This window comes from Moorena sp. SIO3H5 (genome assembly GCF_010692395.1).
Lineage (GTDB): Bacteria > Cyanobacteriota > Cyanobacteriia > Cyanobacteriales > Coleofasciculaceae > Moorena.
In genome coordinates this window covers 1-16,635 of sequence record NZ_JAAHHS010000034.1, presented here as the reverse complement: position 1 = coordinate 16,635, position 16,635 = coordinate 1, and the positions used below count along the sequence as shown (strand labels likewise).

Sequence of the window (16,635 nt, the reverse complement as noted above, 5' to 3'; positions counted from 1 at the left end):
ACGCGTGGCCGAACGCGCACGCGTGGCCTAAAGGCCAAAAGGCCAAGGTTGTTCGCCTTTGGGGTTCGGTTTAGGGAAAAACAAGTCTTCCGAGAATATTCACCAGAGTGGACTTGCCACTTCCAGACGGATCAAGCAATACTACAAATTCTCCTGCATAGAGGTCAATAGTAACTGATTTTAGTGCCTGAACATTCACCTCCCCCATCTGATCGCGTAGCGTGGCCTAAAGGCCAATCGGTTTTAGTCACTTCACGCACTGGGAAAATAGGTTCATTGTTCATATAGCGGTTGGCGACTTTATTAAGTAAATATTTCTAAGTTTTTAGGTAACCTGTAACAGGGAATAAAGTATTTAGCATTCAAACTAATTTATTTATTATTGCCAATTGCTATACTTTATTATTAATAGACATCTCCAAAAATTAACCTCAAAACCTTGCACTGCCTGGGTCAAAACCGAGTTTCTGGAGATGTCTAATTATTTCAAGAGTAATTACTAGATATAAATACTCAATAAATTGTGATAGTTGTTGTCTAAAATTACCGATTACCGATTACCGATTATATTTACTAGATCAATTAAATTGCTGAGCATAAAACCGAGCATAACGACCACCTTTTTCTAACAATCCTTCATGGTTTCCGGATTCAACAATTCGTCCTTGTTCTACTACCAGAATCCGGTCAGCACGGCGCACTGTTGCTAATCGGTGAGCAATAATAAAAACAGTGCGGTCTTCCATAATCCTTTCTAAGGCTTCTTGTACTAAGGCTTCTGATTCTGAGTCTAAAGCGGAGGTGGCTTCATCTAGAATCAAGATCCTAGGATCGAGCAATACCGCTCGTGCGATCGCAATCCGTTGTCGTTGCCCTCCCGATAAATTAATTCCCCTCTCCCCTACCCAAGTGTGATATCCTTGGGAGAGTTTAATAATGAATTGGTGAGCATTAGCAATCTTAGCCGCTTCCTGAACAGCTTTAAAGTCAGGTTTTAAGTGACCAAAGGCAATATTCTGAGCAATAGTACCTGAAAAGAGAGTGGTATCCTGGGGAACAATCCCGATCTGACGCCGTAGACTATTGAGGGTAATATCTTGGATATTAATCCCATCAATTAGGATTTCTCCAGATTGCGGATCATAGAAGCGGGGCAGGAGATTAACTAAAGTAGTTTTACCAGCACCCGAAGCCCCTACTAATGCGATCGCATCTCCTGGAGCAATTTCTAAATTCAAATTTCTTAGTACAGGCTCACCAGGTTGATAAGCAAAGCTGACATTACAGTATTCTACCTTACCCGTCGCTGGGGGTAAAACTATAGCGCTTGGTTTTTCGATTACCGTTGGCTCAAGGGCAAATAGTTCAAAGATGCGGTCTATCGATGCTTCTCCCTGTTTGAACTCATTATAGTTTTGGGTTAGGATGTTGATCGGATCAATCAACATTGCAACACCGATACCGTAACTGACAAACTTGGAAGCCGTGAGGTTACCCTCAGCAATTTGCCATGCTCCCAACAATAGTAGTAACAAGAAGCACAACGCTTCGAGGAAACCGACTATTGGAAACTGAATTGCTCTGAGGCGTTCAGCAGCATACTTGGCTTTGCGGTTGTTTTCTGCTTCTTGACTAAATTTTTCCAGGGTATAGTCTTCTGCGGCAAAAGCTTGGATTAATCGAATCCCGCTAAACACTTCCGTCAGCATTGCGGACAAATCCGATATCCGATTTTGGCTGCGATGGGAGAATTTCCGGATCTGTTCCCCGAACCAACCAATCAACAACCCCATCAATGGTGCAATAATTACTATGGCTAGGGTCAGTTCTGGATTAATATAGATGACAGCAGTTAGTACTACAATCAGTTGCAAGACACAAGGAATAAAATCACGAACAATTTTGTAAATCACCTCCCCAATCCGATCGAGGTCTTCCGTGAGTCGGTAGGTAAGGTCACCAGTTCTAGCAGCTTCAAAGTAACCAATACTGAGGCGCTGCAAATGGTTAAAAACGTTTTCGCGTAAATGAAGGGCAATCTGTAGTGAAGCTTTTGCTGATAGGGTATACAAACAGTACTGCGCTATTTTCTGGGTCAGAAACACAACAGCAGCTAACCCAGCTAGCTGAACACTCCTGACCAGTTTTCCCTGTCCGACCACATCAAAAAAGGGCTCAGATAGCCAAAGGAGTAGGGGCCAGCAGACCGTGAATACTAATGTACAAACCAATGTCTGAGCCAGAGTTAAGCGTTGGGAACGAAGGTAAGGTCGCAGTTGCCAGTAACTAGAGTGGGGTTTCAAGTGTCAATCGGGAGAATGATGGCTTCTGTTTTAACCTATCACTTAGCGCTAGCTGATGGTGATAAGTCACGGATTTGCCTGAGATGGTTCAAACCATGGCTGAAACAGTTGGGAATGAAAAACCTTGGTTGGTGGGCATTGGTGACCAGGCTTCGTTGGAAGTGGTTTGGGATTTTTCCAGACAATGCCCACCCTACAGACTTCTTGCATTTTTCCTCTTGTATGCATGCCTTTTCCTGCAATACTGGTGTTAACAACCGAGATCCAAACGCCCTGATTGTGATATGCTAATCATTGGTTGGTATTCAAAGTAAAAACTACTGTGGCGTTAAGAAGAATAATTTTATCTGTCTTAGAGCTTGAAGGCCCAAAAAGCATTTCAGTCTCAGGTAACTCAGGATGTGATTAAACCACTGCACAACACCATAAAAGCATTTAACACCAGAGACTATGGATTTCCCAGGTTTAGTAAATCTGGGCGTTATCAATCATTTTATTCCCCCAGTTCAAGACCAGTCCCATTCAAGGCAATCCGATGCTTAAGCAAAAGTTGATTGGGCTAGTTAACATCAAATCCCATGGCTCTATTCTCTTTGGTTTGAAAATAGAGGGAGTGAGAGTTGTGTATAGATGCAGGGGACCAAAGAGGATATCAAATGCATGTGATCAGTTATCGACGTTTGCGGGAATTTAGTGAAAAACACGCTGATTGCCATGATGCTCTCGATAACTGGTATAAGATTGCCAATCAGGCTACTTGGTCGAATTTAGTTGAGGTACAATCGGTTTTTAGAAAAGCTGAAGCAGTAGGTAATTTTACAGTTTTTAATATTAAGGGGAATAAGTACCGCTTAATTGTAAGTATAGATTATGAAAAGCATTTAATTTACATCAAGTATATTCTGAATCACGCAGAATACGACTATAATAACTGGAAGAATGACCCTTACTTTTAATCTAAATCAATACAATAAATTATTAATTAAATATCAACCTAAAATGATTAAAACAGAAGAAGATAATGAAAAAGCTTTAGCTTTTGTAGAAGAGTTGATGCACCGACCTCAACGAACACCAGAAGAAGATCAAATGTATGAATTGTTGATTACATTAATTGAAAAATTTGAGCAAGACTATTATTCACCAGGGATGAGATCTCATCCTCAGTCTATGTTACTTTTTTTAATGGAGCAAAAAGAGATAAAACCAGCGGATTTAGTGGGAATTATTGGCTCTCAAAAAACCGTTGATGACATCGTTAATGGAAAGCGAGAAATTAGCAAATATCAAGCGAAAACCTTGGGAGTTTTTTTTCAAGTTGATTCCAGTTTGTTTATGTGAAAAGCCCTGACCAATTGCTAACACTTCAGTTCGTTCGATGTATACCATTTTCCATACTTATGAGGTACACAGTTTTTTTCTATTCCCTATTACCTAAAATTAATAAATAAATTATTTACTTTAGCCAATTGCTTCTTTTGAAAACCCATAGCTAGTAATGGTGGGCGGAATTTAAAATTCAAAATTCAAAATTATTGCATACTTATTAGATAAGGGTTTCGCTATTCTCTTGATGCAGTCGCTCATGAGGGAAACCCCCAAGACCGTAATGGTGCGCTTTCCGTAGGCGAATTAAATTCGCCACGGGTCGCACCTCTGCATCGCTTTGAAAGGTATCTTTATTTCCGCCGTGCCTTACTAGGGGGTTGCTGAACAAAGGAATGATCTTAAGTGTAGTTGGATCAGTTACCGATTACTGATTACCTATTACCTAATTTTAGAATTTAGAATTTAGAATTATTTCTTCTGCATTCTGCATTCTACATTCTGCATTCTACATTCTATATTTTACCGATTACCCTAAGTCTCACTCAATACCCAATTCACCAAAGTACGAACTGGAAAGCCAGTTGCACCAGAATTATTACAACCATTTTCTTTTTCACTCCAAACTGTTCCAGCAATATCGATATGTACCCAAGGCGTTTCCTTAACGAATTCCTTCAAGAACAAGGCTGCTGTAATCGAACCACCTGCACGGGGCCCAGTATTTTTGAAATCAGCAATTTTAGATTTTAATCCTTCAAAGTACTTCTCTTCCATAGGCATCTGCCAGAGTTTTTCACCAGCCGCTTCTGCTGCATCTTTAAACTGTTGCGCTATTGTATTATCAGTGGTCCATAAACCAGCAATATCATTTCCCAATGCTACAACACAGGCACCAGTCAAGGTCGCTAAATCTGCGATCGCATCCACCTCTAATTTTTCCGCAAACACTAAAGCATCTGCTAGGGTCAGTCTTCCTTCAGCATCCGTATTATTGACCTCAATCGTCTTACCATTAGAAGCAGTAAGAATATCCCCTGGGTGCATGGCATGACCACTAATCATATTTTCCGTGGCCGCACTGATAAAGTGAACCTCGACATCCGGCTTCAACTGGCCAATTGCCTTAGCAGTACCCAAGGTAGCCGCCGCACCTCCCATATCGATTTTCATAGTCTCGATGCCACTACCAGAACCTTTAATATTCAAGCCACCGGAGTCAAAGGTTAATCCCTTACCCACAATCGCTAATTTCCGTTTTGGCGTGCCATCAGGTTTGTAGGTGATATGAATAAACTTGGGGGGCAGATCTGAAGCTTTGGCAACCCCAAGGAAAGCACCCATTCCCAGTTCTTCACAGGCTTCCCTGTCCAAGATTTCCAGGGAAAAACCATACTCTGAGGCCAGATCCTCTGCTGTCTGAGCCAAACTAATTGGTGTCACTTCATTAGCTGGTGCTGCCACCAACTCTCGTGCCAAAATTACTCCTTCGCAGATTTTTTGAGCCTTATCAATCCCCGCTTCTTGCCCAGGCAATCCCAGTAAATCAATCTGTTCGAGCTTTGCGCCCTTATCCTCCGATTCCGACTTAAAGCGATTGTCTTGGTGTAGTGCCAGGATTATCCCCTCAGTGATCCCTTGTGCGGTTGCTGTAGAGTCATCATTAACCACCGGTAGGCTAATTCCAAGAGTTTTAATCTTCTGCTGTTTCGCAGTCCGGGCAATTGTGGCACTGCCACGGCGCAGTGTATCTAAGGTCAGGTCATCAGCTTTACCCAATCCTACCAGGATAATTTTACGGATTGGGCTACCGGATCCCACACGGGTGACAGCAGAACTATTAGTACTACCCTTAAATTCTGTTTCCTCGATCAATTCTGTGATCGTACCAGCCAGTTTCTGATCCAACTCGGCTAAATCACCACTCAGGTCTACAGCATCCTCAAATAACCCAATGGCTAGAGCATCACCAGTCCAGTCTAACCGTGGTGTATCGGTTCCTCGAATTTCCATATTTTTCTCTGTCTAGGTAGTTACAATGAATAGTTTTGAAACCAATACCATAACAGATATCGACTGGTGATGGGGTATGGGGTGATGGGGAGATGGGGGAATGAAATGATGGGGTGTAGTGGGTAATTAATGTCTACAAGGATGTTTTAAATATTCTCTAACCATTAATCAAAAAAGTCTGGCATCCGTGTTAAAACCAAAGTTTATTATGATAAATTAGTCATAAACTCGTTCCGGATCGAGACGTTTATGGCTTAAAATATGGAGTGAGTTAACACACAAAAACTAAATCCTCGACAAAGCTATAGGAAAGTACATATTTTTGTCGAGGTCTGACTGGCTTCACGAGGCAAGCCAAAGTAGAAAGAAGTTTTCTAATCACTTAACCGATGCTCTATTGTTGAGCCACTTGAGGAATATTTTCCCTTAATCGCTGATTTCTGGTTTCCATCCTATGCCTCTGCTCGACCCCAACCGTTCTTATAGCTTCAGTGAAATAGCCAAACTCAAAACTCCCACGGATGAAATCTTGGCAGAATATGGCTATTCACTAGAACGTACCTTATTGGATTTGCGGCAATATCAGGGTGAGTTAGATCGATTGCAGGAGCGCCAATCACGCCTCGAAGAAATTTTACCTTACCTGGATCTGACCAACGAACAATCCCGGCGGGAGATGTTAATTGCACCTCTGATGGCAGATTTAATTCACTACACAAGGGCGCAATTGCGAATTGAGTATTCAATCAAGGTCAGCAATCAGCTTCAAGGCGCGTTGGACTATTTGCTCAGGACAACGACTAATCTGTTAGTGGTTGAGGCAAAGCAAGAGGATCTTACCAATGGTTTCACTCAGATGGCAGTGGAACTGATAGCGCTTGATCAGTGGGAGAAATGCCCATCGTTTGAGCAACAGCCACAGCTATTCGGAGCAGTTTCAACCGGGACAATCTGGCAGTTTGGTATTCTGCACCGTCAAGATAAATTAATCACCCAACAATTGACTCTTTACCGGGTACCAACCGATTTAGAACCCTTAACCAGAATTCTGATCGCAGCGCTCTCTAGCAGTAATTGAGCAAGAGAGCCACTGCTCTATTGTTGAGCAACTTGAGGAATATTTCCCCTTAAACCAGTCATCAACTTCAAGGCATAAATCTTCATCGGACGAATCCGGCGCAGCATCCATAACCCGACACGGCGTATCCCCACTATTGGTAACCAGTTGTTGGAAAACATCCGATCCAGAGTATCGGTAAACCCTAAGATGACCAGATTCTCTTGCTTGCGCCAGTTTTCATAGTGCTTAAGAACCTCTATAGCTCCAATATCTTCCCCTGCTTGGTGTGCTTCACTCAAGACTTGGGCAAGGGCAGCAGCATCGCGAATCCCAAGGTTTAATCCTTGACCACCGACAGGATGGCAACAATGGGCAGCATCACCAATTAGTGCCAATCGTGACTGAATATAGCGATCGCTCTGCATTAATTGCACTGGAAACAAATAGCGATCGCATTCCAACTCCAAGCGACCCAACAGACCACCAGTGTAGTATTCCAGCTTAGCGAGAAACTCTTCTTCATCTAGTGCTTGTAAGGCTTTTGCTTCAGCATGGGGTGCTGTCCACACCACCTGGCAGCGATTCTCTGACAAGGGCAGCACCCCCATCGGACCACTAGGCCAGAAGCGTTCAAAAGCCGTATTATTGTGGGGCTTTTCGGTTTTAATCCGGGCAGTCACACAAGATTGCCAGTATTTCCAGCCACGAGTCGTAATCTTAGCCCTAGTCCGAATTTGCGATCGCGCTCCATCCGCCGCCACCACTAGCCTTGTCCTAATTCGATGCTTAGTATCACCCTCCTTGACAGTAATCTCCACCCCAGACTCCTGATAGTCTACATCCACTACTTCTGCTGGACAAAGCCAGTCAACGTTGGGGCAATCTGTCAAAAATTCTTGCAACGAGGTTAGCACCGGACGGTGTTCTCCCACATACCCTAGGGCATTGGTCCCTAAATCTGAAGGGGAAAAATGCACCACACCGGAATGGTTAGCATCGGAAAGCCTGATCTGCCGAAATGTGCTAATCTGTGGCAGGATTTTATCCCAAACCCCAATACCTGCGAAAATACGCCCTGAGAGGATAGACAAAGCATAGGCTTGTACCCTGGCAACTGCCACTGACTTGGGTTTGGCTTCTATGAGTAATACGCTCAACCCAGAATGTTTCAACGCACAGGCCAGGGTAGAACCAGTAATGCCACCCCCAACAATGGCTAGGTCGTAATCAAAACTTTGATGGGTTGCTGAGGTAGTTTGAATCAGCAGTTCCAGCGCCATAATTGTAGTAGTAAGTGTCTAGGTAAATAGGAATATATACTCTTTTTCATTGTGACGCTTTTAGATCAACCCATCAACTGATCCAATTTTGCTCAAGCTGGAAACACACGAGTTAACTCTAGGGACAGATCTCCAAGACCAGGAATATTAACCGTTTCATTGGGCAACACCACCCGTTTGACGCGATAGCCGAAATTTCTTCGAGTATCTTGATAGGGCTGAGTGTAGCACTCTAGTTGACCAGCCACCAGGTTAACAATCCAGTAATCCTGAATTTGGTTTTCTGAATATAAGGATAGCTTTACGGTCTGGTCATACTCCAGGGTTGAATCTGACACCTCAATCACCAGCAATATATCCTTTGGATAAGGGTGATTTGGCAAGTAGTCATCCGCCTGACCCCATGCGAGCGCAACATCCGGTTCCGGTTCACTGTCGTTGGATAGGATGATTGGTTCCTGTCCCCGTACCACCCCACGGTCGCCTACTAGCCTGTCCAACTCTCGCCATAACTTAGTGTTGCAAACCGAGTGGGACTTACCCTTCGCCAGCATTTGTATTAACTCTCCCCGAATCAACTCCACCCGGTCATCTTCTGTTAGAAAACCATTATCAATCAAGCGATGATAGTCAGCTAGGCTAAAGCGCTTAGTTTTGATCAGGGTCATGATAACTTAACGTTAAAAACACAGCTTAATTTTATGAGCAATTATTCGTTTCCAATTTATCAACCCGTGCCTCTAGTGCCTTTATTTTTTCAGTCAAATTTATGGGTTTACTCACCCCAATATCAATTAATTTAATATTCCCTATTTTATCATAAAATATACTTTAATTTTCAGCTTCTGGTAACCAATCCTGATCTAAGGTCAATTCAAGAGAATAGGGGCAAACCTCTGGGAAAACCGAAACAGGCATTCCTGTTTGCTGGGCTGCCTGACGGCGAGCCCGCTGATAGCTTTGTTCCAGCTGCTGGGCTGGATAGCTCCTGAGACTGGGACTATCTTCAATAGCTAGCTCAATCTGAGTCCTAGCGTCAGTAATCGAATCTAGCCAGCTATCGGAGCGACGCTGAATTTGGTATTGCCACTTGAGCAAATGTAACAGCAGGCGAATCAATTGGCTAGTAATTCCCCGCCTTTCACTCTTGCCCAAGTCTTCAACCTCCTCAATCAGATTTTCTAAATCAATCTCTTGCCAACGACCTTCTCGCAACAACTGTGCTGTTTGTTGTGTCCAATAATTAAAGTCTTTTGTGTATGCTTTTTCCACAACTGTCTCTCCCTTTATATCCCCAATTTATCTCTTAGTTGATTAACTATTGCCTCTTGCCTCTTGCCTCTTGCTTCTTGCCTTTCCTTAATCCAGTCTATTTTGATTTGGGTTTAATGCCATGACAAAGAGTGCGATCGCTTTCATCGATTGCAGAATTGTGCTTGAGATAATCCCCTACCCAATCACAAGCCCGACCCAGAAGGTCATTGAAATCTAAACTTATATCCATATCCCATATAATCACATTGCCACTGTAGTCAGATGAAGCGAGGATTTTGCCATCGGGACTGAAACTGAGGCTAAAAACCCCATCATTATGTCCAATCAGAGTTTCAATTTCTTGCCCCTTCAAATTCCAGAGTTTAACCGTTTTGTCACCACTAGCCGAAGCAATCATCTTACCATCTGGGCTGAAACTGACGCTAAACACCTTACCTTCATGCCCTTTGAGAGTTCGGATTTCTTTACCGTCTCTACTCCAAAGTTTAACCGTTTCGTCCTCACTACCAGAGACAAGCATCTGACTGTCGGGACTAAAACTAACACTCGAGATCACATCATCATGACCTTTAAGGATGGTAGGAGTTAAGCAAAAAGGCAAAAAATTTGTGTTATGGTCTAATCCAACTGCTGGTTTTAAGTTTCCTACTTTTAAGTTTCCTACTTTTAAGTTTGCTGGTTTTAATTCACCATTACATAAATTTCCCCGACTCCAAAGCTTGATAGTATTATCATCACTACCAGCAGCAATCATCAGACCATCCGGACTAAAATTAACACTTCTAACCGCAGCCCTAAGCTTTTTCAACCTTTGGCGTTCTCTTCCTTTAAAACTCCAAAGCTTGACAGCTTTATCCGAACTGCCAGATACAATCGTCTGACTGTCAGGGCTGAAACTAACGCTAAAGACTCGAGCCTGATGCCCCTGAAGTGTTTGGATTTTTTTACCATCCTTACTCCAAAGTCTAACCGTACTATCCCGGCTACCCGTAGCAATAGTTTTACCATCCGGGCTAAAACTAACACTAAAAACTGCATCCCTGTGGTTTTCTAGAACGTTTGGAGTCAAACAAAAATCCACCACATTGATAGTTTTACTAGACCTTATCTCCCCTAATCCTTCCTTGCCACAGGTATAATCTAAATGCCATAGCTTAGCAGTTTTATCCTCACTAGCTGTAGCAATAGTCTTGCCATCTGGGCTGAAACTCACACTCCAGACATTACTCCTATGACCCTTGAAGGTGCGAGGTGTTTTGGCATCTAAGCGCCAGAGTTTAATGGTTTTATCTTCACTAGCACTAGCCAGGGTCTTGCCATCTGGGCTAAAGCTAAGGTCATAAGCCCCAGCCTGATGCCCTCGGAAGGTTTGGAGTTCCGAGCCATCAAGGCTCCAGAGTTTGACGGTTTTATCCCGACTAGCAGAGGCAAGGGTTTTGCCATCCGGGCTGAACCTGACGCTTCTGACTCCAGCTAATTTCTTTGGAAAAGTCTTCAGTTCCCGACCATCAAGGCTCCAGAGTTTGATCGTCTGATCCTCACTAGCAGAAGCAATCATCTTGCCTTGGGGTGAGAAACTGATGCTATTAACCTCAGCCTTATGCCCCTTGAACGTTGCCATACTTGTCCCATCCAGGTGCCAGAGTTTGATAGTATTGTTACTTGCTGCAGAAGCCAGAATTTTGCCATCCGGACTAAAGCTGATGCTGCGATATCCAGCCGCAATCCCCTCAAACGTTTGGAGTTGGTTGCCATTGAGGCTCCACAGCTTGATCGTCTTATCTTGACTAGCTGTAGCCAACATCCTGCCATCGGGACTGAAACTGACGCTGCGCACTCCACGCTGATGTCCTTTAAAGGTTTGGAGATTTTTTCCCTCTAAGTTCCACAGTTTGACCGTCTTATCCTCACTAGCTGTAGCAATCGTCTTGCCATCTGGGCTGAAACTCACATTCCAAACGGTACCGTTATGTCCCTTCAAGGTTTGGAGTGCCTTACCGTTGCGGCTCCAAAGTTTCACAGTATGGTCTTTACTAGCAGAGGCAATGAGATTACCGTCAGGGCTAAAACTAACACTAGTAACCCAACTGTTATGGCCTACCAAACGGTTGTATTCTCTAACCCAAGACACTGCTCCATGCAATGCTGTCCTAACCAGAGCCTCAGTTTCAGGTTTTACACTGCGTATCTGTTTTTGCAGTTGCTGTGCAGCCCTGATTGCTTCGATCAGAGCATCAAATTCCTGATGTGATTTTCTCAGAGCCAGTGAATATCGACTCAGAGCATTAATGTGACCAACGCTTACCATTTCTGCTCGTTTCCATTGCATCAAAGCAACCAAGCCAAAGCCAACAGCTGCTGCAAATGCTGCACTCATCAAAGTAAGGGACAACCGTAAGATCACTAATCGACGCTTTTCCCGTTTTCTCAAAATCGATATGGCATCCCCACTTTTAGCAATATAGTCCTTGTGTAAAGGTGTCGCAGTCGGCTGTTTATCATTGGTCTCGGCATCAAGCAACCATTGTTGGGCAATAGAAAATTCGCTGCCACGCAACAGCAAATCTGTATCTTGGTTAGACTGCTGCCATTCCCTAGCTCGCTGCAACCATTTGGTGTGACTGCGCACATGCTCTCGGTCAGTATCAAGGGTTCTGACCAATTCACTTAAATTGGGATAAAAATCTCCTCCATGCCTGTTGAAATCAATCCACTGGATGCTAGCTAATCCAGGATGTAGCATTTTTGCTGGTACCTGTATAGAAAGCACAGTCACAAACCGTTTATTTAATCTCTGAGCATAGTCTACCTCCCCAGCACAGTAGGGTGAATTTACCGAAGCAGGGGAAATAATAAATAAGAAATTATCAGACTGTTCAATTCCCCGTTCTATTTCCTGCTCAAAATCACTCCCTGGAGGAATACTTTCTTGGTCAAACCAAGTCGTTTTTCCCTGTAACTGTAATGCCTCATTTAACTTTCTAGCCAAATCGGAATCAGTACGGGAATAAGAAATAAAAACGTCTAGATAAGATTCCGTCGGTTGATTCGTGCTAGCCGCAATAAATTCTTCATGTAATCCTAGGGGTGGATGTTCTAGGCGTTGCCGATTTACGTTCAGCCAGTTTTCGTAATAGTTTAAATTGTGACCCCGCAATAAAATGCTAGAATTGCGGTTTTGGGTCAGCCATTTGAGCGCTTTGACTAACAAAAGCTTATGCTCTTCGTAATAGAGAGCATCTTGATTTAATTCTTTTAATAATTGAGCAGCCATGAAGCGGTAGTTTGCTTCATGGTTAGACTTAGTAAAATCCAGGAATTGTAATGAACTAATTTTTGGTGGTATTTGGTCTATATCCGTGTATTCAACCAGTACGGAGATAATCCGTTTATTGTGAGCAAAAGCGTGTTCAAGCTCTTGCTGACAGTATTTTGATTGAATCGAATTGCGTGAAATTAAGTAAATGAGATTATCAGCTTCCTCGATTCCTTGGTTGATTGCCGCTTGGAAGTCTATACCGGTTTTAATATCCGTTTCAAGTTTCCAGATTGTGATTCCTTCCCGCATCAGGGTTTTGCCAAGTTTATCCTTTATATCTTGATCTTTATCAGAATAAGAGATAAACACTTGGGTCATTAAGTTATTGGCATTCTTAGTGCTTTCACAAATAAAATCACAATGTAAATCCGTTGGCACACAAGGGGGCTGCTCTTTTTCAAACCGCACCTTTAACCAAGATTCAGCTTGAATACGTTCTGACTGGATTAACAGGTGGTTAGTTTGTTGTTGATTTCTGTCCCACTCCAGAGCTTTAACTAAAAACCGAGTATGCTGTTCTACATAATCAGCATGCTTACGGATGGAATTAATTAATTGTTTAAAGGATGCTTCAAAATCGTTGATTTTATCTTGGAAATCAATCCAGTTAAGTTTACGGATAATCGTAGGAATTTTGTCCCGAGGGGATTTAACATGCACTAAAGGAATAATGCGTTTATTGTATTTAATAGCCAGTTCAATTTCTTTGAGGCAGTATTTTGAATTAACGGAATGGGGGGAAATGATAAAAATGAAGTTATGAGTTCTTTCAATGCCATTATCAATCTGATGCTGCCAATCGACAGCAGGGGGAATGTCCTTCTGGTCAAACCAGACCGTTAAGCCAAATTGTGTTAATCTAGCTTCAAGTTTAGTAGCAAAGGCTTTGCTGTCAGCACGTCCGTAGGAGATGAAGGCATCGAAAAATGTAGTCATTTGTCCAGGGGTCTAAGTGAGGAGATCTACTTCACACTACACTTGTAACACCCTGGATTTCGTAAATCGAGCAAGCTTGAAGATTTGTGAGAGCAAGGAAATAGGGGCAACGGATGGGTAACGGATGGGTAACGGATGGGTAACAGGTGAACAAATCATCTCATTTAGTATCCACTTTCTTAGACGGAGACGGGTTTGTTCCCTTATCCTCCGACTGCTCGGTTTCACCATAGAGTTCTGCTAGTGCATCATTCATCTCTTGCACCCACCCTACATTTTCGCTTTGGATGGTTCTCTCTGTACTAATCACCAATAACTCAAATTTCTCCGATTTTTCCTGGTCTGAGAGACCATGCCACCAAGTGCTTATATCGTACAAATCATCAGCTGCCTGGTTGTAAGCAATCAGCGTTGTCTCAACCCGTTTCAATTCCAGGAAACTAGAAAATGCCGCAGCTAAGGCTGTAGTGACCGCCACCGAGGTGTCTTGACCCAGCGCTACCAGAAATGAACCCACACCGCCCAAGATATATACCCCCCACTGGTAGCCATGCAATTGTATATCAAGTTTCCTAGTTCGCTTTCGGTACCACTTAAACTGGTCTTCCACTCGCCAGACTAGGTAGTGTTCGGGGGTGAGGTCAGAAAACTTATCATCTTGATGATGCTGTTGAGCTTCCTGACGTTTCTTGTCCTTGCTTGTCTTATCTTTGCTTAGTGATGAGCGTTTTCTCCGGGAAACTTCCCCCTCATAGGGGCTAAAACTAGTGTGGTGAACTGTGGTTCCCTTTAGCCTTTGACTAATCACCTTGACCTTACGTGCGAGCTTAGCATCCCGCGAGGTGTTATCACTGTATTCCCCAACTTGGGCACGGTAACAGTAAATTTCCCTTTTAATTGCCTCGGCACTACCCCTTAACAGAATCCAATTGCCACCTTTGTCGAACTTCACTGCACCTGCTAGTAGTACACTTAGAGCAATGGGCACTAGTAGAAGAATGTAGTGAATTACTTTGACCGTCTGGTGTGAATCACCAAGGAAGTCTACCAACTCTGAGTGGAGCACAGCTAGCAAAGTAGCCAACACACTCAATACCAGAATTCCGATCCGCAGCAGAAAGAAACGTTTCTGAGCCGCTGTGGCATTTTTGCTATAGGTACGCTGACGTTCCCAAGCACGTTTGAGGGTTGGGTTTGGCCCAGGGGAGTATGTAGGCTCAACTTCTGACGTCATGACAGTCTATGTGTAGTCTATGTACTTTTTACTGTGTACATTGACTGTCTCGTCAGTCCCTCCATGATGATTTTAGTCAATTCACTGAATGGTTGTGAGAGGTCGTAACAGGTCAAATGATTTTGTTGGAAGTGATTTTCTTGTAATAGTTCCGTAACAGATTCTCGTGCTTCTTGTTCTGGATACCGTACTGCCATCGTAATTTCATCTGCCAACCGACCACTGCCCCCAAGAACTACCAACGGTCGTCCAGCTTTCTTGTTTTCAAATAAATCTACTAAGGTAATCGCCCCACCGTTAGCCATTACTGTCACAGATGGCTTTTCGTCTGCCAGGGTAGTAGCTATACGAGCCAACCAGGGGGATTCATCACCCCAGGTAGACCCAGGAATCAGCACAAAATGAGTATGATTTGGCTCCAGTGATGCTTGATCAGAAGATGAGGGGGGTGCATCAGGAAGCGCAATCTTGCCCACTGGGGCAATACCTACTAAGGGAAAGGTGCCAGCAATCTCAGCACGAGCTTGCCCCATCATCTGCATCACCCCAGTATCAGTACCACCATCCACCACACAGGCTCCAAGGGTTTCAGCAATGGGAGCTAGTACATTGACAAACAACAAGCGCAGACGAGCCATACTCTGATCACTCATCTTGCTTGCCCCCCCGACTACCACTAGAACGGGACGGGAGCCGTGAAGACCGATTTGGTTCAGGGCAGCAGACAAGTCCACAGAATGATCCACTTGAATAGCACAAGCCGCTTGCCCATTCTTGAAGGTGAGTGTGAGAGGCTGGTTATCTAAGAACTGCTTGAAGAGGAGATGCTTTCGCTTGTTTCCATCCTGGGACAAAGCACCGGACTTAGCTAAAACCCTCCTCTTGCGCAATCGGGGGGAAGTGATGCCTGCGCATCTAGCCATTAATACCTTTTGGTCATTTGTTCGCTTTTGCTTTGTCTTGGCAGATCGAAACATTTAAAATCACCTATAGTGGTTTATAATATTCTATCTGCTAGATCATGCTCAGGGACATCAGCTGATCAGACATCTCGAAATTGGCGGTGACATTTTGTACATCCTCCAAGTCTTCCAGAGCATCCATTAATTTTAAAAGCGTCCGCGCCAGATCTGAGTCAGTCACTTCCACCGTATTATTAGGAATCCAGCGCAACTGCGCCTCACTGACCTCAAAGCCCTGATTTTTCAAAATTTGACTCAGGTTTTCCAGGTTGCTAACTTCTGTAAATACCTCAGCCGTTACACCTTCGGAATCCTCGTTCAACTCATAAGTTTGAGCTCCCCCTTCCAGGGATGCTTCTAACAAATGGTCTTCTGTGATATCACCGGTAAGCGTAACGACACCCTTTTGCTCAAACATCCAGCTAACACAGCCTGTTTCACCCAGATTACCACCATTCTTAGTAAATCCTGAGCGCAGGTCAGCTGCTGTCCGATTCCGATTATCAGTAAAAGCTTCTATCAAGATCGCAACGCCTCCTGGACCATACCCCTCATAGCGAATCTCTTCAAGATTGTCACTCTCATTGCCTAGGGTACCGCCTCCTTTTGCGATCGCTCTTTCAATGTTGTCATTGGGAATCCCTGCTGCCTTAGCCTTTTCCACCGCTTGCCGCAGCTGAAAATTACCCTCTGGATCCGGGATGCCATTGCGAGCAGCTACTATAATCTCCCGAGAGATTTTAGCAAAGGTCTTACCTTTAACTGCGTCAACCCTCGCTTTCTGACGCTTAATATTTGCCCATTTACTATGTCCTGCCATAACGGTTAAGTTGATTACAACCCAACTAACAAAATACCTCCACTTCTTGGTTTAAATATAACCTACAAGTCATCTGCTAAAAATAAATATATTATTCTCTCTCCTAG

General features: G+C 43.6%; 14 protein-coding genes. 4 read left to right on the top strand and 10 right to left on the bottom strand.

The window, feature by feature from the left end:
• Positions 1-70: 70 nt before the first annotated feature.
• Together F6K52_RS06140 and F6K52_RS06135 are read right to left on the bottom strand one after the other, a co-directional pair.
• Positions 71-208 carry an ATP-binding cassette domain-containing protein gene (locus F6K52_RS06140; RefSeq protein WP_293075402.1) on the bottom strand — a complete coding sequence of 46 codons (138 nt, stop codon included), beginning with the start codon at positions 206-208 and terminating at the stop codon, positions 71-73.
• A 370-nt stretch (positions 209-578) separates the two neighbouring features.
• A complete protein-coding gene (locus tag F6K52_RS06135; RefSeq protein WP_293075400.1) occupies positions 579-2,303 on the bottom strand; it encodes an ABC transporter ATP-binding protein in 1,725 nt (574 codons plus the stop codon).
• Here F6K52_RS06135 and F6K52_RS06130 point away from each other — a divergent pair, their 5' ends adjacent.
• The 3 genes from F6K52_RS06130 (at position 2,304) to F6K52_RS06120 (ending at position 3,644) form a co-directional block, all read left to right on the top strand.
• Positions 2,304-2,594: a hypothetical protein gene (locus tag F6K52_RS06130; RefSeq protein WP_293075398.1), complete on the top strand. Its 291-nt coding sequence runs from the start codon at positions 2,304-2,306 to the stop codon at positions 2,592-2,594.
• A 365-nt stretch (positions 2,595-2,959) separates the two neighbouring features.
• Complete coding sequence (locus F6K52_RS06125; RefSeq protein ID WP_008189566.1) at positions 2,960-3,259, top strand: type II toxin-antitoxin system HigB family toxin; 300 nt, start codon at positions 2,960-2,962, stop codon at positions 3,257-3,259.
• Positions 3,243-3,644: a transcriptional regulator gene (locus F6K52_RS06120; RefSeq protein WP_293075396.1), complete on the top strand. Its 402-nt coding sequence runs from the start codon at positions 3,243-3,245 to the stop codon at positions 3,642-3,644. Before F6K52_RS06125 ends, F6K52_RS06120 begins: the two co-directional genes overlap by 17 nt.
• Positions 3,645-4,163: 519 nt before the next feature.
• On the opposite strand, the gene F6K52_RS06115 is transcribed toward F6K52_RS06120, so the two are convergent.
• Positions 4,164-5,642 (bottom strand): leucyl aminopeptidase, encoded by a 1,479-nt coding sequence (locus F6K52_RS06115; protein ID WP_293075394.1) that lies wholly within the window; start codon positions 5,640-5,642, stop codon positions 4,164-4,166.
• Positions 5,643-6,096: 454 nt separating this feature from the next.
• On the opposite strand from F6K52_RS06115, the gene F6K52_RS06110 reads away from it, so the two are divergent.
• Entirely contained in the window at positions 6,097-6,720 is a 624-nt protein-coding gene (locus F6K52_RS06110) for a hypothetical protein (protein WP_293075392.1), read from the top strand.
• 17 nt (positions 6,721-6,737) lie between these two features.
• Here F6K52_RS06110 and F6K52_RS06105 read toward each other — a convergent pair whose 3' ends face one another.
• From F6K52_RS06105 to F6K52_RS06075, 7 genes are all read right to left on the bottom strand, one after another.
• Positions 6,738-7,982: an FAD-dependent hydroxylase gene (locus tag F6K52_RS06105; protein WP_293075390.1), complete on the bottom strand. Its 1,245-nt coding sequence runs from the start codon at positions 7,980-7,982 to the stop codon at positions 6,738-6,740.
• A 92-nt stretch (positions 7,983-8,074) separates the two neighbouring features.
• Complete coding sequence (locus F6K52_RS06100; RefSeq protein WP_293075388.1) at positions 8,075-8,650, bottom strand: Uma2 family endonuclease; 576 nt, start codon at positions 8,648-8,650, stop codon at positions 8,075-8,077.
• A gap of 163 nt (positions 8,651-8,813) precedes the next feature.
• On the bottom strand, positions 8,814-9,254 hold the full coding sequence (locus F6K52_RS06095) for a DUF29 domain-containing protein (protein WP_293075386.1): 441 nt from the start codon (positions 9,252-9,254) through the stop codon (positions 8,814-8,816).
• A 97-nt stretch (positions 9,255-9,351) separates the two neighbouring features.
• Complete coding sequence (locus F6K52_RS06090) at positions 9,352-13,512, bottom strand: TIR domain-containing protein (RefSeq protein ID WP_293075384.1); 4,161 nt, start codon at positions 13,510-13,512, stop codon at positions 9,352-9,354.
• Positions 13,513-13,672: 160 nt separating this feature from the next.
• Positions 13,673-14,746, bottom strand: coding sequence for a DUF4231 domain-containing protein (locus F6K52_RS06085; RefSeq protein ID WP_293075382.1), 1,074 nt, complete (start codon positions 14,744-14,746; stop codon positions 13,673-13,675).
• A 17-nt stretch (positions 14,747-14,763) separates the two neighbouring features.
• Entirely contained in the window at positions 14,764-15,669 is a 906-nt protein-coding gene (locus F6K52_RS06080; protein ID WP_293075380.1) for a hypothetical protein, read from the bottom strand.
• A gap of 91 nt (positions 15,670-15,760) precedes the next feature.
• Positions 15,761-16,528, bottom strand: a complete 768-nt coding sequence (locus F6K52_RS06075) for a YebC/PmpR family DNA-binding transcriptional regulator (RefSeq protein WP_293075378.1) — start codon at positions 16,526-16,528, stop codon at positions 15,761-15,763.
• Positions 16,529-16,635: the final 107 nt, after the last annotated feature.